The sequence below is a fragment of the Pseudovibrio sp. FO-BEG1 genome, from assembly GCF_000236645.1.
Taxonomy (GTDB): domain Bacteria; phylum Pseudomonadota; class Alphaproteobacteria; order Rhizobiales; family Stappiaceae; genus Pseudovibrio.
In genome coordinates, this window is the sequence record NC_016642.1 from 3,773,709 (window position 1) to 3,795,456 (window position 21,748).

Annotated in this window: 15 protein-coding genes; 10 read left to right on the top strand and 5 right to left on the bottom strand. The window is 52.6% G+C overall.

Annotated features, from left to right (window positions below):
* Position 1 precedes the first annotated feature (1 nt).
* Entirely contained in the window at positions 2-886 is an 885-nt protein-coding gene (locus PSE_RS16910; RefSeq protein ID WP_014285974.1) for a ferritin-like domain-containing protein, read from the top strand.
* A gap of 157 nt (positions 887-1,043) precedes the next feature.
* Positions 1,044-2,267: a M23 family metallopeptidase gene (locus PSE_RS16915; protein ID WP_014285975.1), complete on the top strand. Its 1,224-nt coding sequence runs from the start codon at positions 1,044-1,046 to the stop codon at positions 2,265-2,267.
* A 637-nt stretch (positions 2,268-2,904) separates the two neighbouring features.
* Here the strand turns inward: PSE_RS16915 and prfB are convergent.
* The 3 genes from prfB to PSE_RS16935 form a co-directional block, all read right to left on the bottom strand.
* A protein-coding gene (prfB, locus tag PSE_RS16925) for a peptide chain release factor 2 (RefSeq protein WP_128647353.1) occupies positions 2,905-4,036 on the bottom strand; the annotation gives its coding sequence in 2 pieces (ribosomal slippage) (positions 2,905-3,966 and positions 3,968-4,036; 1,131 coding nt in all).
* Positions 4,037-4,187: 151 nt separating this feature from the next.
* Positions 4,188-6,638: a penicillin-binding protein 1A gene (locus tag PSE_RS16930; protein ID WP_014285977.1), complete on the bottom strand. Its 2,451-nt coding sequence runs from the start codon at positions 6,636-6,638 to the stop codon at positions 4,188-4,190.
* A gap of 267 nt (positions 6,639-6,905) precedes the next feature.
* A complete protein-coding gene (locus PSE_RS16935; protein WP_051125931.1) occupies positions 6,906-8,162 on the bottom strand; it encodes an N-acetylmuramoyl-L-alanine amidase in 1,257 nt (418 codons plus the stop codon).
* Between the two features lie 803 nt (positions 8,163-8,965).
* Between PSE_RS16935 and PSE_RS16940 the strand changes: the two genes are divergently transcribed.
* On the top strand, positions 8,966-12,025 hold the full coding sequence (locus PSE_RS16940; RefSeq protein ID WP_014285979.1) for a ribonuclease E/G: 3,060 nt from the start codon (positions 8,966-8,968) through the stop codon (positions 12,023-12,025).
* Positions 12,026-12,089: 64 nt separating this feature from the next.
* On the opposite strand, the gene PSE_RS16945 is transcribed toward PSE_RS16940, so the two are convergent.
* A complete protein-coding gene (locus PSE_RS16945; RefSeq protein ID WP_014285980.1) occupies positions 12,090-13,232 on the bottom strand; it encodes a pyridoxal phosphate-dependent aminotransferase in 1,143 nt (380 codons plus the stop codon).
* A gap of 185 nt (positions 13,233-13,417) precedes the next feature.
* Between PSE_RS16945 and PSE_RS27525 the strand changes: the two genes are divergently transcribed.
* The 6 genes from PSE_RS27525 to aat all read left to right on the top strand — a co-directional run bounded on the left by PSE_RS27525 (position 13,418) and on the right by aat (position 18,776).
* Positions 13,418-14,239: a M48 family metallopeptidase gene (locus tag PSE_RS27525; RefSeq protein WP_208997969.1), complete on the top strand. Its 822-nt coding sequence runs from the start codon at positions 13,418-13,420 to the stop codon at positions 14,237-14,239.
* Positions 14,240-14,247: 8 nt separating this feature from the next.
* Positions 14,248-14,859, top strand: a complete 612-nt coding sequence (locus tag PSE_RS27530; RefSeq protein ID WP_051125933.1) for a M48 family metallopeptidase — start codon at positions 14,248-14,250, stop codon at positions 14,857-14,859.
* A gap of 50 nt (positions 14,860-14,909) precedes the next feature.
* Positions 14,910-15,653: a DsbA family protein gene (locus tag PSE_RS16955; protein ID WP_014285981.1), complete on the top strand. Its 744-nt coding sequence runs from the start codon at positions 14,910-14,912 to the stop codon at positions 15,651-15,653.
* Between the two features lie 525 nt (positions 15,654-16,178).
* Positions 16,179-16,673 carry an acetyl-CoA carboxylase biotin carboxyl carrier protein gene (gene accB / locus PSE_RS16960; RefSeq protein ID WP_008547175.1) on the top strand — a complete coding sequence of 165 codons (495 nt, stop codon included), beginning with the start codon at positions 16,179-16,181 and terminating at the stop codon, positions 16,671-16,673.
* Positions 16,674-16,687: 14 nt separating this feature from the next.
* Positions 16,688-18,055 (top strand): acetyl-CoA carboxylase biotin carboxylase subunit, encoded by a 1,368-nt coding sequence (gene accC, locus PSE_RS16965; protein ID WP_014285982.1) that lies wholly within the window; start codon positions 16,688-16,690, stop codon positions 18,053-18,055.
* A 31-nt stretch (positions 18,056-18,086) separates the two neighbouring features.
* The gene (aat, locus tag PSE_RS16970; protein WP_014285983.1) at positions 18,087-18,776 is read left to right on the top strand and encodes a leucyl/phenylalanyl-tRNA--protein transferase; all 690 of its coding nucleotides are present in this window, start codon (positions 18,087-18,089) and stop codon (positions 18,774-18,776) included.
* 15 nt (positions 18,777-18,791) lie between these two features.
* Here the strand turns inward: aat and PSE_RS16975 are convergent, their stop codons facing one another.
* Positions 18,792-19,337, bottom strand: a complete 546-nt coding sequence (locus PSE_RS16975; protein ID WP_008546745.1) for a DUF2155 domain-containing protein — start codon at positions 19,335-19,337, stop codon at positions 18,792-18,794.
* Between the two features lie 391 nt (positions 19,338-19,728).
* Between PSE_RS16975 and PSE_RS16980 the strand changes: the two genes are divergently transcribed.
* Positions 19,729-21,705: a mechanosensitive ion channel family protein gene (locus PSE_RS16980; protein WP_014285985.1), complete on the top strand. Its 1,977-nt coding sequence runs from the start codon at positions 19,729-19,731 to the stop codon at positions 21,703-21,705.
* Positions 21,706-21,748 lie beyond the last annotated feature (43 nt).

Below are 21,748 nucleotides of genomic sequence, written 5' to 3' on the forward strand. Positions count from 1 at the left end.
AATGCCAAAACTACCGGGCAAGAATGAAGCAGATGCGTTTGCTGGACAAGCGCATCTCAACCTCCCTGAATATATCAGTGTAAAGTCGCTCAAGGACGGTGCACGCCAGATCCTGGAGACACCTGATCTGAACCTGAAAGTCGCATTGGCCTACTACGTGGCCAATCAATGGTTCAAAGGCGCACTCTCCATTTCAAGAGGATCCGCTGAAAGGCCAATGCCGGACCGCCCGGGCCGCCCGGCCAAACCAGAGCTGCTTCCACCTCGCGATATGCCAAAGCGCGCCGTCGGCGGCAAAAACGGCAAAGTCGCCCTACTCCACTCATTGGCCCATATCGAGCTGAATGCTATCGACCTCACCTGGGATCTGATTGGCCGCTTCACACATGTACCAATGCCGCGCTCTTACTACGATGATTTCGTCCGCGTAGGTCTGGAAGAAGCAAAACACTTCACACTCATTCAGGAACGGCTGGCGAAGCTTGGCGCAGCGTATGGCGACCTCCCTGCCCACGATGGCCTGTGGCAGGCAGCTCAATCCACGGGTAAAGATCTGTTGGCCCGACTGGCAATCATCCCTCTGGTGCTGGAAGCACGCGGCCTCGACATCACACCATCCATGATCGAGAAGGCCAACGCCATGGGTGATGAGGACACAGCCAGTGTGCTGCATGTGATCTACCGGGATGAAAAAGGACACGTCGCCTTTGGCGCAAAGTGGTTCCGCTTCATGTGCGACCGCCAGCGCGTCCGCCCGGAGCCACGTTTTCAACAGCTCGTAAAACAGCATTTCAAAGGACCACTGAAGCCCCCATTTAATGACAGGGCAAGATCTGAAGCTGGCCTCACTCCGGGCTTCTACCGCCCGCTCATCAAATTGACCTAATGATACACCGCACTTAGACTTTATTAACCATAACTAACTTTAATCGAACTTAACAAATCATTTCCAGTAGGCAAACTGAGCAAGTGGTCATCCGATGAAACTTTCTAGGTGCAGCGAGTTTTCCAGCAATTACAGTCAATTGAAGTTGGATGGTCCAATGTGGCTTTCGCGCATCACATCTGAGCTGCGCTCAATTCCGCCCGTGGCCTATTGGATTTCCGGTCTCGCAGCCACGGCTGTGGTCTCTGCAGTATTAGCAAGCAGCTTTCAGCAGTCTCTCAGCGAGATACGACTTAATTCAACATTATCCAGAGAAATAGCTCTCCGTGAAAACTATGAAAGCGAAATCCGTGACCTCAAATTTCAGCTTGGAGAGCTGAGAGGCCGCATGGATCAAGACGCTTCTGGTTTGAGCGCTCCGGCTCGTAAACAGCAAGAACTCTTGCTGCGCCAGTTCCGAGAAATCGAAGCTCTCGTAACACTTGCGGAGCAGTCCAACCTCGTCCTTTCCGCAATCCCACCGTCTCCAAAGCGCAAACCGCTCAAGAGCACGACACCTGCAGCTCCAACAGCAAGTCTGTCCTACGCGCCGCAGCAGAACAGCTCTGCACCGCTGGATATTCTGGGCACTCTGTCGGGGAAAAAGGCCGCTGCTGAGCAACAAGCAGCAACACACAAAGATTTCTACTCCAAGCAAGCTCAAGGCCAGCTTCTGCTGACGGCTTACACGCAAGCCGCACTGGACGACATCAAACGGGCCAACACCCTACTCAAGAAAGCCGGGGTGTCTCAACCAGCGTTTGTCACACCTCGTTCCTCTGCAGGCGGCATTTATCAGGATATTGGAACGGCGGATCTCGACAGCAGCATGATTGCAGCCCGCCGGATCATCGAGCAACGCATTGAACTGAATGCAAAGGTAGACGCTCTCCCATTCGGGCGACCACTGAACAGCTTTAACATCTCTAGCCCTTACGGGGCACGAACTGATCCATTCCTCGGCAAACCAGCTATTCACACTGGACTCGATTTCAAAGCCAACCGTGGAACCCCTGTGAAAGCAACCGGCGCTGGTATCGTCTCACTCTCCCGCTACAACGGCGGCTATGGTCTGTCTGTAGAGATTGTTCACGACAACGGCCTGATCACCCGCTACGCCCACATGCAAAAGCTTTTGGTGAGTGAAGGTCAACGCGTCAACATGGGCGATCTGGTCGGCACAGTCGGCAACACAGGCCGCTCCACCGGCCCTCACCTTCACTACGAAGTGCGCCTGAACGGCAAACCTGTCAACCCAATGCGCTTCATCCGCACAGGCGACAGACTAGCAGCGATCTTCCGCCCAAAACAGCAAACCAAGGTCGCCCTCAACCTGCCGTGACCATATCGACTGCATGTTTCATGTATCCTGACTTGCAATACACACAGAGCAACATAGGTTAAGTTCATACTTATCCTATGTGTGCCTCAAAAACTTTCGTGTGCTTTGCAATGAGACAGAAATTTCCGCTTTACCTAATCCTACTTCTTCTTTTAGTCGCTTTCCCAAACATCAGTTACGCACGAGCAATGATCACCACTTTTTCAGAGGCCTCACCCAGTGAGCTGAGACCTCTGATTAAAGATGGCGTACTGAGGCAAGAAGACACGGAAAATACGAGAGTTCACTCAACCTACTCCTTGCAACTCTTTCGCATCGAAACTGCAGAAAAATGCAAAGACTACTTGTGTGAGGGGATATTGGTAGTCCCGCATGGCGAGGGTAACTTCTACATCAATCTACCGGTTTCAAATCAGATCTTCAAAAGCGATCATATGCAAGAGAACACAAGCATTTCTGATGTAATCGACACAATACACCTGACCAGCGAGGATCGCTGCTACAGCACAATAATCACATTCACACCGCGCAAACCGATCAAGATCAGACAAAACCTTCCTGATAAAGACTGCCTTGAAAGCAAAAAGCCCCGAAACTGAGTTCCGGGGCTTTTCTCATTCATTGCAGAAGATAAGGTTTAGTCCAGATCTTCAACCGCTGCTGGCGCGTTACCGAAGGCGCGGTGCGCAAGCGTTGCTTCCATGAACTTGTCCAGATCACCGTCTAGAACATCAGAAGGCGCTGTGCTTTCAACACCGGTTCGCAGATCCTTCACCAGCTGGTATGGTTGCAGAACGTAAGAGCGGATCTGATGGCCCCAACCGATATCGGTCTTGGAGGCTGCATCCTTATTGGCCTGCTCTTCACGGCGCTGCAACTCAGCCTCATAAAGCCGCGCACGCAGCATGTCCCACGCGGTGGCGCGGTTCTTATGCTGAGAACGTTCGCTCTGACACTGAACAACAATACCTGTCGGATTGTGCGTAATACGGACAGCAGAGTCAGTCGTGTTGACGTGCTGACCACCTGCACCAGATGCACGGTAGGTATCAATGCGGCAGTCAGCCTCGTTGATCTCGATATTGATGCTGTCATCAATAACCGGATAAACCCAGACAGACGCAAAGGACGTATGACGGCGCGCGTTGGAGTCATATGGGGAGATACGAACCAGACGGTGAACACCCGCTTCGGTCTTCATCCAGCCATAGGCATTCTCACCCTTCACAAGCAAAGTCGCAGACTTGATGCCAGCTTCTTCACCGTCGTTGTATTCCATCAGCTCAACTTTGTAGCCGTGCTGTTCGCCCCAACGACGATACATACGCAGCAACATGCTGGCCCAGTCCTGGCTCTCCGTACCACCCGCACCAGAGTTGATCTCGATGTAAGTGTCGTTGCCATCTGCTTCACCGGAAAGCAGAGACTGCAGCTGAAGCTTGTTGACCTGCTCAAGCATAGCTTTCAGAGCACCTTCAGCCTCGTCAACGACAGACTGATCGTCCTCCATCTCGCCCATTTCAATCAGTTCCTGATTGTCAACGAGATCCTGCTCAAGCTTGCGAACGCCATTGATGCTGTCATCAAGCTGCTGGCGTTCACGCATAAGTTTTTGCGCATTCGTCGGGTCATTCCAAAGATCTGGATCTTCAGAAAGCGCATTGAGTTCATCTAGACGGACAAGTGCGACGTCCCAGTCAAAGATGCCTCCTCAGCAGGCTTATGGCCTGCTTGATTTCGTCGACGATGGCCTCCATTTCGGCGCGCATCGGATACCTCACTGTTTTGAAAAAACTTTAATGCAGTCAATTGTACTGCGTCGGTTGCGAACATAGTCGCAGCAAATCATTTCCGCAATCAGTCAGACCACAGAAACTGTGGGCTGGTCACGCAGTTAGCATGACCAGCCCATGAAGAGTTTTAGTAAAGACCACCGGTACCGGACATAACCGCCCGCCCTGCTTCCGGAGAAAGATCCTGACGGATACCAATCTCATCCTGGAAGCCAATCACAGAGTAACTGTCTGGTGGAGAAGTACCTGGTTTGAAGGACTCCAGAATGGTGCCCGGAGCGCCTGCAGACGCCCTTAGACCTGTGCGGCGGTTGATGGAAACCAGACGCAAGCCATTAGGAACGCGGAACTCAAGTGGAGGTGCATCCTGAAGCGCGTCTTTCATGAACGAAGTGAAGATTGGCGCAGCAACCTGACCACCAGTCGCGCCCTTACCCATCTTGCGAGGTGTGTCGTAACCAACAAATACACCAACTGTCAGTTCTGGCGTAAAGCCCACAAACCAAGCATCACGCTCGTCGTTGGTGGTGCCGGTCTTACCAGCAACCGGACGACCAACAGCCTTAACACCTGTCGCCGTACCACGCTGTACCACACCTTCCATCATAGAGGTGATCTGGTAAGCCGTCATTGGGTCGAGCACCTGCTCGCGAGTGTCGATCAGTTCAGGCTCAGCCTGATTGTCCCAATACTCTTCGGAGCAGTTGGTGCAAACCAGCTGGTCGTTCTGATAGATGGTCTCACCATAACGGTTCTGAATGCGGTCAATCAGAGTTGGCTGCACACGGCGGCCACCGTTGGCCATCATGGAGTACGCAGCAGTCATACGCATCACGGTTGTTTCACCAGCGCCCAGAGACATGGAGAGCACAGGCATCATGTTGTCATCAATGCCAAAGCTGCGCGCATACTCGGAAACCAGATCCATGCCCATGTCCTGAGCAAGGCGCACGGTCATCACGTTACGGGAAAGCTCAATACCTGTCCGCAGAGTGGACGGACCATAGAACTTGCCGCCATAGTTCTGTGGCTTCCACGGGTCTTGTCCCGGCCCCTGTTCAATCTCAACTGGCGCATCCAGCACCACGGAAGACGGCGTATAGCCATTATCCAGCGCTGCCGCATAAACGAACGGCTTGAAAACAGAACCCGGCTGACGCCAAGCCTGTGTCGCGCGGTTGAACTGACTTTCTGCATAGCTGAAGCCACCAACAAGCGCTAGAACGCGGCCAGTGTGCGGATCCATCGCCACCAAAGCCCCGGAAACCTCCGGAACCTGACGTAGAACGTACTTACCGCTTGGCATACGCTGTACGTAAACAACATCACCCGGGTTCAGCACTTCCTGAACATTACGTGGAGCACGTCCATTAACGCGCGCCCACTTCATGTCGCTCAGGTTTAGATCAGCACGTACGCGCTCGGTAGAAAGCTTACGGTTCGCAAGGCGCTCTGGGCGAAGTCCAACAACAGCCTTCTGATTGCTCACAGAAAGAACAACAGCACTGGTCCACTCAGGAACATCATTCAGGGTCTGAACTTTATCCAAAGCAGCACCCCAGTCGCTGGAAGCGATTTCGATGTTACCGATCGGACCACGCCACTTACCGCGCTTATGATCAAAATCAACCAGACCATCACGCAGGGCTTTACGCGCTTTCAGCTGCATATCAGGATTAAGAGAGGTCCGAACGGACAAACCGTCCTCATAGAGCTTCTCTTCGCCATATTGAGCAGCCAACTGACGACGCACAGCCTCAGAGAAGTACTCAGACCCTCTCACAAGGTTTCCTGTTGGACGCAGTTTCACATCCAGTGGCTTCGCTTTTGCTTCAATACCTTCCTGAACAGAAACGTATCCGTTCTCAACCATACGGTCGATCACCCAGTTACGACGCTCAATCGCGCGATCACGATAGCGGTATGGGTGATAGTTGGATGGGCCTTTAGGAACGGCAGCCAGATACGCAATCTCTTGCAGTTCAAGCTCATGAACGGATTTATCAAACAGGATCAGGGATGCAGCACCAACACCATATGCCCCTACCCCCAGATAGATCTCGTTCAGATAAAGCTCGAGGATTTCGTCTTTGGTGAAGGCCTGCTCGATGCGCAGAGCCAGAAGCGCTTCTTTGATCTTGCGCTCATACTTCTGCTCACCGGTCAGAAGGAAGTTCTTCGCTACCTGCTGCGTAATGGTGGACGCACCAACAAGGCGGCGACCAGAACCGCTGTTGCGCACGTTGGTGATCACCGCACGGCCAATGCCCCACGGATCAATACCAATATGCTCATAGAAATTCTTGTCTTCTGCAGAAAGGAAAGCCTGCTTCACACGGTCAGGAATAGCCTGAATCGGAATAAACAAACGCCGTTCACGCGCGAACTCATACATGAGATGACCATCAGCAGCATGCACACGTGTCATGACTGGTGGTTCGTAATCCTTCAGCGCGGTGTAATCCGGCAGATCCTTGGTTATGTCATTGAGATAAATCCACAGTCCGGCCGCTGCAATCAGCCCCAGAACAACTGAAATCCCAAAGAGATATCCAATGAACTTCAAAAATAATCTCATATTCGGGCTCGTTTGCTTTCCCGCTAAGAATGTTCGAGTCGTGAAGCCAGCATTCCAGAGCCAGTTTCAAACGCCGTTCCTGATGCATTTCCGGTAAAGGGTCAAGAGGTCTTGGCCCGAATGAGTGCAGCAGAACCGAATCCAGACTTCACTGTTACAGTTTGGCACCCAATCGCTTTTCATTATGGCAAAGCTGAGGCAGGAACTTAGGAATTATCCCACCGCAACAGCGACATATACGCACCCGAAAAACAATCAGCCAAACAGCTATTGCTGCGCAATTCTGGCCCGAAAGAAACTGTTCGTTGCCTGAACAATCGCATCCGACACACGTTCCCGCCACTCATCAGAACCTAACATTTTCTCATCCAGATTATTGGAAAGAAATCCAAGCTCGATCAAAACGGAAGGGACATCGTGGCTTTTCAGCACCTGAAACCCCGCAGAACGAAGAGGATTTTTAATAACTGTTGTGGCGCTTTTAAGTTCTTCAACCACCAATCGTGCAAAATGGATCGAAAAATTCTTGGTTTCGCGACGTGTCAGCTCCACAAGAATATCCGTAACCTCTTCTGGTTCATCAGAAAAATCCACACCGCCGATCACATCAGAATAGTTTTCACGCCGCGCCAGAGCAGCTGCCATACGGTCAGAGGCTTTCTCTGAAAGAGTGTAGATTGAGGCACCACGCGTGGTCTCTGCCCCATTTGTGATCGAATCCGCATGAATGGAGATAAAGAGGTCAGCATCCTTGCCACGAGCAATCTTGGTGCGTTTGCCAAGAGAAATGAACTTGTCGTCTTCACGGGTTAGATGAACCTGATAGTAGCCAAGTTTATCCAGTTTCTGTTTCAGGAACCGCGCAAAGTTGAGCACAATCGCCTTCTCCAGCGTCCCGTTACTGCCCACGGCTCCGGAATCAACGCCGCCATGTCCTGGATCAATAACGATCACCGGCAAGTTGCTATCAGCGGCTTGTACTGGTTCCTCAACCTTCGTCTCATCAGGAACAGAAGCTGTCGCGCCTACCGGCAAAGTCTGCGAGATCGCACGGCCAATGGAAGCCTCGAACTCATCAGGGGAAGATTCGGTCAAATCAATCACCAACCGTGTCGGCTGATCCTGAACTCCGGGCAGCAGAAAGGTTTTGTCCAACGCCACCGGTGAGTTCAAATCCAGAACCACACGTGAACGCCCCTTGGAAATGGAGCCGTAGCGCCAGGAACGTACAAGCCCCCGCCCCTTCGGTGTAAAATCTCGTGGAAACTCAAAGGTCACTGATGGGAGATCAATCACCAGACGATAAGGACGGGACAAGAATGACAGGCTATAGCCCACTTCACCGTCCATATCGAGAATGAAGCGTGTTCGCGCCAGATCTCCGGCAACACGTGCATCCGAGACGACAGAAACTGCATTTTGCGCTGTTGCCGGGCCATTCACTGCGACAATCGCAAGAAGAGAAAACGCAAAACAACAAAAGCTGAGAGCACAGAACTGGAATGCATGACTGATGCGGCTCACCTTTTCACTCCCCTCAATAAACGCTGGCAATTTAGTTTAAATCAAGTTGAACGATTAAATGACGATTAAGCGAAAGTCACCCCGCCAAACCCTTCATTAAGCATTGATTAACAACTGCAGCTTTCGTAGCAACACACTGCCAGATCGATTTTCCCAAGCTTGCCAAGCGTCTCGATGGATCGTAAAAGGTTTACTAGGACTTCGATTTGGAACTGTTCTGTAAAGTTGTGAGCCATATTTTTTGAAGCTGATATCCTGAGATTTTCGCAGTTTTCAAGCTGATCGGAATGCTTCAAAAGCCCATATGAGCAATTTATGTCGTTTCCAGTTTGTTGATGTGGATACGATATAAACCAACCGGAAGAGCAGTCTGCTCGAGAACCAAGACAGAGTTTTGCCGTGACATTTTCGGTCATGGCGGGTTGTGAACAGTTTTTCTGTCGCTCTGGATAAGTGCTTTATCCCCGAAAATTCGGAGAGGTAGGGCAGCTAGGCGCACGAAGAGTTGTTTACTTACTGGAAGCCTGAAGAAGCGCTTCTATCTAAAGCATACCGCCTTTTGGGCGGACACAAGAGATCATTAAGGGCGAACGGTTTGTCAAAGCTACGCGCAAATACAAATGAACACACTGTAGGAAGCAGTGCGCCGACGTGTCAGTCGGTCCCTTCCTGTCGTGCTCATGCGCGCCGCCGTCTCGCCTTTTCTACTAGCAACTTAAATAACAAGTTGACCGACCTGGGGATGTACAAATCTCAGCGCCACTCGCGCCGTCTTCAGGGCTTGGTCCTAAGGAACTCACTTCATGGCAAACAAGATGCTGATAGATGCGACCCACCCGGAGGAGACCCGGGTTACGGTCGTGCGCGGGAATCGGGTTGAGGAATTTGACTTTGAAGCAGCAAACAGAAAGCAGCTTCGCGGAAATATTTATCTAGCTAAAGTCACCAGAGTAGAGCCATCTCTTCAGGCAGCGTTTGTCGAATATGGTGGCAACAGACACGGGTTCCTCGCATTCAGCGAAATCCATCCGGATTATTATCAGCTTCCGAAAGAAGATCGCGAAGCTCTTGAAGCTCAGCTTGCAGCTGAAGCCGCTGCAAACCAGCGCGAGCGCGAGCGTCGTGAAAAAGAAGAAGCTAAGCGTGAAGCTGAAATTCAGAAAGCCGCCGCTGCGAAAGCCGCAGAAGCTTCTGAAGAGGTTGTCGCTGAGCTGATTGAAGCTGAAACCAGCGCGCTTGAAGCCGAGCACGAAGCTGAAGCACTCGCCAGCATGGATGCGCCGTTCCAGGACGACAGCATCGAGGACATCGAAGCTGAAGCACCTTCTGACGAAGATGACACAGATGCAAAGACTGCTGATGAAGCTGCCCCAGAAGGTGAAAGCGCAGAGGAAACTCCTGCAGAAAAAGCTTCCGAGGAAGCCGCTCCTGTAGAAGCAACCACTTCCGAAGAAACAACTGAGGAAGAGGCTTCCGACGAAGCGTCTGAAGAAAAGGCTGAAGCAGAAGAAGAAACTGCAGAAGCAGCCTCTGACGCTGACGAGCAGGATGAAAGCGAAGACGAAGCGCAGGAAGAAGTTACCGAGCGCCCTCGCCGCCTGCGCGACAACTACAAAATTCAGGAAGTCATCAAACGCCGCCAGCTGCTGCTAGTTCAGGTGGTGAAGGAAGAGCGCGGCAACAAAGGCGCAGCTCTAACCACATACCTGTCTCTCGCTGGCCGTTATTCTGTTCTGATGCCAAACACCGACCGTGGTGGCGGGATCTCTCGTAAGATCACCAAGCCAACAGACCGCAAGCGCCTGAAGCAGGTTGCTGGTGATCTGGATGTGCCAAACGGCATGGGTGTTATCCTGCGGACTGCAGGTGCAAGCAGAACCAAAGCAGAAATCAAGCGTGACTTCGAATACCTCCTGCGTCTCTGGGAGAACGTCCGCGAACTGACCCTTGATTCAGCGGCCCCTACCCTCGTTTATGAGGAAGGCAGCCTGATCAAGCGCTCTATCCGTGACCTTTACAACAAAGACATCGATCAGGTTCTGGTTGCTGGCGAAGAAGGCTACCGTGAAGCAAAAGACTTCATGCGCATGCTGATGCCAAGCCACTCCAAAAATGTTCAGCCATACCGTGACGCGACGCCAATCTTCACCCGTTTCGGTGTTGAGGCTCAGCTGGATGCAATGTTCTCCCCACAGGTGACATTGAAGTCTGGCGGTTACATCGTCATCAACCAGACAGAAGCTCTGGTCGCTATCGATGTGAACTCCGGTAAGGCAACACGCGAACAGAATATTGAAGACACAGCTCAGGCAACCAACCTTGAAGCTGCTGAAGAGATCGCACGTCAGCTCCGCCTGCGCGACCTCGCCGGCCTTGTGGTTATCGACTTCATCGATATGGAAGAGAACCGCAACAACCGCGCTGTTGAGCGTCGCCTGAAGGAATGCCTGAAGTCTGACCGCGCCCGCATTCAGGTTGGCCGTATTTCTCACTTCGGCCTGCTGGAAATGTCACGTCAGCGCATCCGTACTGGCGTACTGGAAAGCTCTTCCGTTGTATGTCCGCACTGTCATGGTTCTGGCATCGTCCGTTCAGTAGAATCCGTTGCTCTGCACATCCTCCGCTCTCTGGAAGATCAGCTGCTGCGCGGCTCCTCACATAACCTGAACCTGCGCACGCCAAACGAAGTGGCAATGTACATCCTGAACCAGAAGCGCCATCACCTGATGGATCTGGAACGCCGCTTCGGTCTGGAAATCTCCATTTTTGGTGACGACAGCGTTACCGAGCAGCACTTCACTCTGGAGCGCGGTGAACTCGCAACACCAAGCGAACGCACCCAGCCGCTGCCTGCAACCGTTCAGCCGGACACCATCTTCCCGATTGAGGAAGATGAAGACGTGATCGAGGAAGCCGCAGACGAGCAGAAGCAGGAAGCTTCTGACGAAGATGGCAACGATCGTCGCCGTCGCCGTCGTCGCCGCCGCCGTCGCGGTGGAGACAAGGCTGAAGCAGAACAGAAGCTGGACGATGCTGATCCGTCTGAAGAACAACCTTCTGATGACGAAGAAGCCGCTGAAGAAAAATCTGCGGATGCTGAAGCATCAGACGCAGGTGATGATGAGGACGATCGCCGCCGTAAGCGTCGTCGCGGTCGCCGTGGTGGCCGTCGCTCACGCCGCAGAAATGCATCTGATGAAAACGGCGAGAACGCAGAAGCAGCTGAAGGCGCAGAATCTTCTGAAGAAGCTGAGCGCTCCGAAGAAGGCACAGCGGACAGCGTAGAAGAAATCATCGCTGAGGCAAAATCTGAAACCGCTGAAGATGCAGCACCGGCAGAAGAAGCTTCTGCGCCTGCTGAAGCCACAGCGGAAACTGAAGAAGAGCCAAAGAAAGAGACACGCAAGCCGCGTCGTCGTCGCAGAAAGCCTGCTGCAGAAAAAGAAGCAGCTTCTGAAGCCAAGGAAGAAGCCGAAGCACCTGCTGTTCAGGCAGAAGCTTCCGAAGACGTAGCCGTCAAAGAAGCTCCAGCTGCAGTAGAAGCACCGGTTGAACCTGTCGCAGAAGTGGTTGAAGCGGCAGCAGAGCCCGTCGCTGTGACAGCTGACGCTGTTGCTGAGCAGCCGAAGGAAGAAAAGCCAGCTGAAGAGCCAAAGACCGAAGCAAAGGAAGAAGCTCCTGTTGCTGAGGAAGCTCCAGCGGTAGAGGCAGCAGTTGAAGTTGAAGCTCCGGCAAAGCCAAAGGCACCAACCAAGCCAGTCGTCACCTCTCACAAGGTGGTTGAAGGTGAAACCGTAGCGGTTGAGAGCGATGAAGACACACCACGCCGCACCGGCTGGTGGCAGCGCCGCTCTTTCTTCTAGGAAGATCTGAGATCAAATAAAAAGCCCGCTAATTTGAGCGGGCTTTTTTGTTATTCGTTCGGCTCTACTTCAGCCAACTTTCCAATCGGTCAACGGCCAGCTTGATATCAGCCTCCTTACCTGCAAAGGAAAAACGCATGAACTGATGGCCGCGAGTGAGATCAAAATCGACACCCGGTGTTGCAGCAATATGCGTTTCGGCAAGCATACGCTGACAGAAATCCATTGAGTCATTGGTCAGCTTGGAGACACCAGCATAAACATAGAACGCGCCATCCACTGGCAGCACATCAAAGCCCAGCTGAGGCAAGTGATCCAGCAACACCTGACGGTTCGCAGCATAACCCGCCTTGATCTTTTCGTAGTCCTCCACCGCATCAAACGCAGCTGCAGCAGTCACCTGCGCCAGTTCCGGCGGTGAGATGTAAAGGCTCTGCGCAATCCGCTCGATCGGCCGCACCAGAACCTCAGGCAACACCATCCAGCCGATACGCCAACCGGTCATGCAGTAGTACTTGGAGAAACTGTTGACGATGATCGCCTTGTCCGTAAACCGAAGTGCGGTCTCCTCCTGCATGTCATAGGCAAGACCATGATAAATCTCATCTGAGATAAACCAGAGGTCCAACGCCTCACAGGCCTCCACCAGTGCTTTCAAGGCTTCAGGCGACATCATGGTGCCTGTCGGATTAGCCGGACTTGCCACCAACACCCCTTTGAGAGGCTTTTCCTTGTGCACCTCCTCAAGGATCTCTGGCGTCAGCGACCATCGGGTCTCCGGCCCAACTTCGATTTCCACACACTCCAAGCCAAGCACTTCAATGATATTGCGATAGGCTGGATATCCCGGAGATGTAATCGCAATCCGGTCCCCCCGATCAAAACCCGCCAAAAACGCCAGATTGAAGCCGGCAGAAGAACCGGTGGTTGCAAAGATTCGGGATTCCGGCACTTCAAGCCCAAAGGTCTGCTTGTAATAGCGTGCAATGCTCTTCTTCAGCAGTGGAATGCCCTGCGCCTCTGTGTACCCCAGGAGACCGGAAGACAGATACTCATGCGCCACCTTTAAAACCGAGTCAGGAACCGGTGCGCCAGGCTGCCCAACTTCCATGTGCAGCACATGTTCACCGGCTTGCTCAAGGCGATTAGCAGCATTCAGCACTTCCATAGCTTGAAATGGCAGCACTTCACTCCGTTTTGATCCCATTAATACTGACAAATGCATTCCCTCTTATTTCTTCTTCTCAAAGCCTGTGCTTTAATTTTTCGGGCCACCTAGCAATTTTGCCTAATAACTGCCTATCTTGGGTGGTTAAGGCTTATTTGAAAGTCTATGTAGTACTTTAAGTGCGAACCGCTCTGCGCCTGCCAAGCCAACTAAGGGGACTTGACGTGCAATTTAAGAACAATGCATTGAAACGTGTGATTGAACCAGTCAAATCACAAGCAACAAAGTTTGCGCGCAATTTTCTCATCACAGCGACTGCACTTTCACTGGTTGTACCTAATGTGGCAATCACCACAGCTCAAGCTCAACAAAAGAAGGGTCTCCCCCTCGTTCGTGATGCTGAGACTGAAGATTTGTTGCGCGAGTACGCCAAACCAATTTTCCGTGCTGCAGGCCTTCCTGCAAATCAGGTTGAGATTATTCTGGTCAACGACAAAAGCTTCAACGCCTTTGTGCCTGACAGCCGCAGAATGTTCATCAACCTCGGCGTGATCATGGACGCCAAAACACCAAGCGAAGTGATCGGCGTGATTGCGCACGAAACCGGCCACATCGCAGGTAATCACCTCGTTCGTATGCGCCAGGCTGCCTCCAACGCACAAATCATGTCCGTCATCGGCATGATCCTTGGTGCTGGTGCAATGGCAGCAGGCGCAACCACAGGCAACAGCTCCATCGCACGAGGCGGTGCGGCAGCTGTATCTGGCGGTGGCGCTCTCGCACAGCGTAACTTCCTGTCCTATCGCCGCTCAGAAGAATCTGCAGCTGACCAGGCAGCACTGCGCTACCTTGATCGCGTTGGCGTTTCGGCCAAAGGCATGCTCACCACGTTCGAGCGCATGGCAGATCAGGCATTGTTCTCAGCTCAGTATGTTGATCCATACGCACTCAGCCACCCAATGCCGCGTGCACGTTTCAACGCACTTCAGAACAAGGCGCAAAAAACAGGCACTTCAACAAGAAGGATCCTGAACGCCTTCAGCTGAAGCATGACATGGTCAAAGCCAAACTGCTGGCCTTTACCAGTCACAAAAACTCTGTTTACCGGGCTTACCCGGACAAAGACAAAAGCCTTGCCGCACAGTATGCCCGCGCGATTGCCAGCATGCGCTCTGACAAAGTTTCCAAAGCCGTCAGAAAAATCGACGCGCTGATCGCGAAGGCTCCGGAGTATCCATACTTCTATGAGATTAAGGGACAAGCCCTGCTCGAAGGCGGCAAGCCCAAAGCCGCTATCGCACCATTCCGCAAGGCACTAGCCCTTTATCCGGGCAATCCGCACTTCGAAATCTGGCTCGGTTTCGCCATGGTCGCCTCCAATGACCAAAGATATCTGAAAGAAGCCAAGAGCATCCTCACAAGAGCACTTCAGAAAGACCGGTATTCCATGAACGGCTATGCCCAGCTCGCCATCGCAAATGCTCGCCTCGGCGACGTCGCAGGCGCTGATCTGGCAACAGCTCAAAGTCACATGGCCCGCGGCGATATCCGCAGCGCACAGCGCTACGCAAAGCGTGCTCAAAAAAAATTGAAGGTCGGCACACCGGCTTGGCAACAAGCTGACGATATACTGTCGGTTAAAGTGCCTCAGGTAAGACGCCGCTAACAGATCAGACAGATAAAAACCAACACCCGAACAGGGTTACAGGAGATGTCATGAATAAACTCATTCGCCGAGCTGCGATCACTTGTGCAGCAACGCTCGCTCTGCTGCCAGCAACTTTTTCTGCACAAGCAGAATCGGTGAACCGCGCTGAAGTGGAAACGATCATCAAGGAGTACCTCGTTCAGAACCCTGAGATCGTGCTGGAAGCACTGCAGGAACTGGACAAGCGTCGCCTCGCTGAAGAAGAAAGCGCTCGCAAAGAAGCCATCACCGGCCTTTCCGACGAGATCTACAACAGTGAATACCAGATCGTTCTCGGCAACCCGGATGGTGACGTCACCCTCGTGGAACTGTTCGATTACAACTGTGGTTACTGTAAGCGCGCCCTGTCTGACCTCGTTCGCCTCGTCGATGAAGACAAGAACCTGCGCGTAGTGCTGAAAGAGTTCCCAGTTCTTGGCAAAGCCTCTCAGGAAGCTGCACGCGTTGCGATCGCAGTTGCTGAAGTTGCACCAGACAAATACGAGGACTTCCACCTCGCCCTACTCAGCCAGCCTGGCCGTGCAAATCTGGCGAGCAGCCTGAAAGTGGCGAAAGACCTTGGCATTGCAGATGCAGATCTGGAAAAGTCCATGAAGTCCAGCCGCGCAGCTGAAACCTTCCAGGAAGTCTTCACCATTGCAGAACAGCTCGGCATCACAGGCACACCATCCTACATTCTGGGTGATGAGGTGATTGTAGGCGCTGTCGGCTACGACACTTTGAAGGAAAAAATTGCAGCAGAACGCGAGTAAGTTCATCTTAATCGCGCATATCAACGCATTTTCGCTGCTTTATCCTTAAGAACTCTGCTCAGAGCGGACAAAGGTCTTTTCCTTGGTCCGCTCTGATCATATAAGAGGGCCAGTTATGTTTATTTGTCTGGCTACACTTTACCAATACGTCAAGTAAACCTAGCTCATTACACAGAGTTTTTGAGAACAGATTGGTTGCGGAGTCGCAACTACATTTGTGTACTTCTGAGTAAATCAAAGGGAAATGTGCCTTTCTGCGCGGTTAAACATGATATTGCCTTATGCGCAGCCTAGGCACACCGGATGCATACTTTTTTAAAAGCAGCATCTCGCAACTAGAGAATTAATGGCCATCTATGCAGTTAATGACTGACTGCTTGATGCGTTCATTCACTAAGAAGATCCGTGTTTTGCTCTGAGTAACTGGATTTTCACAGATTTTTAAAGGCCATCCTTGCTGCACATTCGCTTTGGGGGGCCAAACCGAAAGTTCCTGACACCAGTCAGGGCATTTCGAACTGGACGATGAAAACGATGACGAAAGAAACTAAGTTTGATCAGGAAATGATCCGCCAGCTTGCTAACGTGCTGGACGAAACCAACCTGACCGAAATCGAGGTGGAACACAAAGATCTCCGCGTTCGTGTCGCTCGTCAGCTGTCAGCAGGCGCAGTCGCGGCAGCTCCTGTTGCAGTCGCAGCACCGGCTCCTGTAGCAGCTCCAGCACCAGCTCCTGCGGCTGCAGCGCCAGTTGAGATCGCAGTGTCCGCAGACGCAGCAAGCCATCCGGGCGCAGTGACTTCTCCTATGGTTGGTACCGCTTACCTCGCTCCAGAGCCAGGCGCAGCGCAGTTCATCGAAGTTGGTAAATCCATCAAGAAGGGTGACACCATCCTGATCGTGGAAGCAATGAAGACCATGAACCAGATCCCTGCTCCAAAAGCAGGTACTGTAACTGCAATTCTGGTTGAAGACGGTCAGCCAGTAGAATTCGGCGAACCACTCATCATCATCGAATAACAGGCGTAGTCTCTATGTTCTCCAAGATCCTCATCGCAAACCGCGGCGAGATCGCACTCCGCATCCTTCGGGCATGTAAAGAGCTGGGCATTCGCACTGTTGCGGTCCACTCCACTGCCGACGAAGACGCAATGCACGTGCGCCTTGCTGACGAAAGTGTTTGTATTGGTCCGCCGGTAGCACGCGACAGCTACCTCAACATTCCGCAGATTCTGGCAGCCTGTGAAATCACTGGCGCCGATGCGGTGCATCCCGGTTACGGTTTCCTTTCCGAGAATGCACGCTTTGCGGAAATCCTTGAGGCACACGGCATCACCTTCATCGGCCCTACCTCTGAGCACATCCGCGTGATGGGCGATAAGATTCAGGCAAAAACCACGGCAAAAGAACTGGGTATTCCAGTTGTGCCGGGTTCTGACGGTGGTATCACTCCGGAAGATGACGTCCATACAATTGCAAAAGAGATCGGCTACCCGGTTCTCGTAAAAGCAGCTGCAGGCGGCGGTGGTCGTGGCATGAAGGTCGCTCAGACCGCTGATGATCTGGACACTGCAATCTCCACTGCACGCTCTGAATCCAAAGCAGCTTTCGGCGACGATGCGCTGTACATGGAAAAGTACCTCGGCAAACCACGCCACATTGAAGTGCAGGTTCTGGGTGATGGTCAGGGCAATGCGATCCACCTTGGTGAGCGCGACTGTTCCTTGCAGCGTCGCCACCAGAAGGTATTCGAAGAGTGTCCTTCCCCAGCTCTGAACGAAGAGCAGCGGATGGAAATCGGCGAGATCTGTGCCGAAGCGATGCGCAAGCTGAAGTATCGCGGCGCGGGCACCATCGAGTTCCTCTATGAAAACGGTGAGTTCTACTTCATTGAAATGAACACCCGTTTGCAGGTGGAACACCCTGTGACCGAGATGGTAACCGGCATTGATCTCGTGATCGAACAGATCCGCATCGCTGCAGGCTCAACCCTTTCCATCAATCAGGAAGATGTACGCTTCTCCGGTCACGCAATTGAGTGCCGTATCAACGCAGAACATCCACTGACATTTGCTCCATCTCCGGGCACCATCACCTACTACCACCCACCGGGCGGTCTGGGCGTGCGCGTGGATTCCGGCGTTTATCAGGGCTACAAAATTCCTCCGCACTATGACAGCCTGATCGGTAAGCTGATCGTTCATGGCCGCTCTCGTGTGGAATGTATGATGCGTCTGCGTCGTGCGCTCAGCGAGTTTGTGGTTGATGGCATCAACACCACTGTTCCGCTCTTCACAGAGCTTCTGGACAACCAGGATATCGCCAATGGCGCCTATGATATCCATTGGCTGGAGAAGTTCCTGGAAGCGCACATTGCAGAACAGAACTCAGAAGAAAACTGAGGAGATTTAGGGAGGTCAAAAGCAGCCCAGCATGGAATTTAAGATTACCCCACAAATTCTGCTTAAAGCATATGCTTGTGGCATCTTTCCAATGGCTGAAACTGCGGATTCTCCTGATCTTTTCTGGATCGATCCCGAGCGGCGAGGCATCTTGCCGCTCGATTCATTTCATATCCCCAAACGGCTCGCACGAACCGTTCGCGCAGACAAGTTCATCGTCCGCGCCTCCCGCAACTTCAAAGCTGTCATCTCCCATTGCGCAACCACCAATTCGGAGCGCAAAGAGACATGGATAAATGCGGAGATCAGGAAGCTCTACACAGAGCTTTTCGCCATGGGCTATTGCCACACCGTTGAAGTTTATAACACTTCTGACGAGCTCGTAGGCGGTCTTTACGGGGTGTCGCTCGGCGGAGCCTTCTTCGGCGAAAGCATGTTCTCGCTGGAACGCGACGCCTCAAAGGTCGCGCTGGTCCATCTCTATGGACGCCTGCTCTATGGCAACTACAGGCTGCTGGACGCCCAGTTCGTAACAGAGCATTTGGAGCAATTCGGCGCTACTGAAGTTCCAAAAGAGCAGTACGGCAAGCTACTGGAAAATGCGTTGATGGTGCATGGTGATTTCAACGCGTTGCCGCAAAAAACCTCAGGCAAGCTGCTGCTTCAGATCATTGAGGACATGCGTCCTGCTCCACCCAAAAACAAAAACGGCCTCCTGTAAGAGGCCGCATCATCTTTACTGCAGGGTGGCAACAACCTTAGGCCGCGGCACCGGAATTTCACCTGAAGAAACAAAGTCTTTGCCAGCCAGCTCATCCTCTTCGGAAACAAGCTCAACGGCAGGACCAGCATAGCCTTCCGGCGGTGGAACCGATGTGGTCTTCTTACAGTTAATCAGCCAGATGTCATAGACGCTGTGCTCCACAGCATGAACGCCTGGGTTACTGGCGAACATCCAACCGCTGAAAATACGACGCACTTTGCTGTCTAGTGTCAGCTCATCAACCTCAATAAACGCAGTGGTTTGAGAGGCTTCCGTCAATGGGCGGGAGTTACACACGCGCGGTGTCACCTGCAGTGCACCAAACTGAACGGTCTCATCAATGTAGACATCAAACGTGGTGATACGGCCTGTGATTTTGTCGAGGCCTTTAAACACAGCAACTGGGTTATGAATTGGTGTCTGAGCTTGAGCAGGCAATGAGTAAGCTGCCCCACCAATCAACGCAGCGAGTGCGCAGGATGCAGCACGCCCAAGATATTTACGCATTGTAAAACCCATAAAACTTTCCAGCAGCTATTGATTCAATCGCCCAAGCTGTACAGGGCTTAGCACTGGAATGGCGCGGGGAAAAGGCCAGAACGAGGCAAACAGGCGGCAATCGCTGAGGAATCTCAGCTAACCCACAGGCGTTGCCCAGATGTCACGGTGGATTTTTATGGCTCACCTGCAAATTTTACTTAAATAACAAGGCGCCAATTTCCCAAATGGTCTTGTGTCACTGGTTTCATAACACTCACTGCTGGCAACACCCGAGACCTTGATGCAACCACAGCAACAACGTGCATATCTACCACAAGAACAACAGGCACAGAGCCTGAAGCCCCCTCTTTGCGTTGGTTTGCGTTATTTATGCGTTGCACGCGTTTTTTCTGCGTTTCTTTGCGTTCTTATGTTTTTGGCACTCCCAAGCGAGGCCCCTGCCCAATCCCTCTACCAGAAGTACATCAAACAGCAGCAGAAGGAGATCCTGAAAGCGCCCTCCGAGAAGCCGGAGATGCCAGGCGATGAGAACGGCATGCCTGAGACCTTGCGCATGCCAGCAATGCCACTGATGGAGTTCCGCGCAAAAGATATCATCGGGATGTTCCCCCTCGCCCCTGCTGATACCAGCTCCCCAAGAGCGACCCTCGACAGCTTCCTCGACATCATGGAGGAAACCAACCACCTCATTCAGGAAGCATATGAGGAGAACACCGGCATGGGAGCGTTCTCCATGGAAACGCTCGGCATGAGCAAGAACCATGAGCGCCTGCAAAACAAGATCCACCTTGCCGAGATCCTTCTGGAACGTGCCAGAGGCTGTTTCGATCTCTCCGGCCTTCCCAGTGCAACCCGGCAGCAAACCTCTCTGGAGCTGGTTCTCCAGCTCAAAGAGATACTGGACCGCATCCCGCTGCCGCCGTTCCCCGACATCCCGGGAACCGCTGCTGGTACCTATGACTTCAATCAGGCGGGACTGGAGAATTCATGGACAATCCCGTTCACCCAGATCGTCATCACCAAGATGACAGAGGGACCGCAGCAGGGAGAATATGTTTTCTCAGCGCAAACGGTAGACCGAATTCCTGAGTTCTATGAGGAGGTGAAGAACCTTCCGTCTCGCTCTTCCATCCCGCAGGATCTCTACCACTTCTTTGCCAGCAGTCCGGGGCATCTGCTGCCTCCGGCATGGTTCTCACTGATTGAAAGCCAGCCTTCCTGGTTGTTGGAGCTTTACTACGGTCAAGCCGTCTGGCAGTGGTTCGCGCTGATCCTGATCACTGCTATTGCAGCAGCTATTCTGTTTGCCTTCATCAACGTCATGCGACGCCTACCGGATCGCAAGAAGCCGGTTCGCCGACAAGTGCTCAGCATCATCACCTCCAGCGTCATTGTCGGCTCCCTCATCTTCCTGCGCTATCTGGCGGACTATCAGATCAACATCGGTGGACCGGTCCTGCAGGTCTATGATCTGACCATTGAAACGCTGGTCTGGATTGGTGCAGCCGTGATCATCTACAAAAGCCTGCGTCTTCTGAGCGAACTGGTGCTCCTGAAAAATCGCGGCGCTCCCTCCATCGATCGCAGCATCATTCGCACAGCAACCCAGTTCTTCGCCATCATCTGCGCCCTTGTCCTGCTCACCTATGGCGCAACGCGGCTGAACATCCCGCTCTACGGCATCATCGCCGGTATCAGTGTGGGTGGTCTTGCCATCGCCCTTGCGGCCCAACCCACGCTGGAGAACCTTCTGGGCGGCTTGATCCTTTATGCAGACGGCATTGTACGGGTTGGAGATTATTGCGAGTTCAACAAGATACGCGGACATGTGGAATCCATTGGCATGCGCTCCACCCGCATCAGAACCACAGACCGAACGCTGGTCACCATTCCCAACGCGGACCTTGCCAAGATGAACTTTATGAACTTCACGGCAAAGGACCACTTCCGCGTGGTCCTCAGGTTTGCCCTCAAATATGACACCAGCGCCGAGCAGCTGGAAAGGCTGATCACCAAGATCAAACGCATGCTGGCCAAACATCCCCTCTCCCAACCAGACGCAGCAAAAGTGAGACTGGAGAACATCGACGAGAACGGCATCGTCATTCAGATCGAAGATAGCGTGCAGGCCGCGACTCGTGATGAGTATCTCGCCATTCAGGAAAGTATCATCATCCGCACCCTGAAACTCATTTCAGATGAGAACATCGAAGTCGCCCACCCCTTCGTCACCAACTACGGCGAAACCGGCAATCTCCAGATGCCCGAGAAAACCGTCGTGCCACCTGTAAAACCAAAGCCCAAAGCCAAGGCTGAGACAAAGAAAGAACCCAAGGCAAAAACGCCAAAGAAAAAGAAGGAACGAAAGAAGGCGAAAAAGGCCTGAACGAAAAACGCGGCCCCGAGGAGCCGCGTTTTGAATTTCTAAG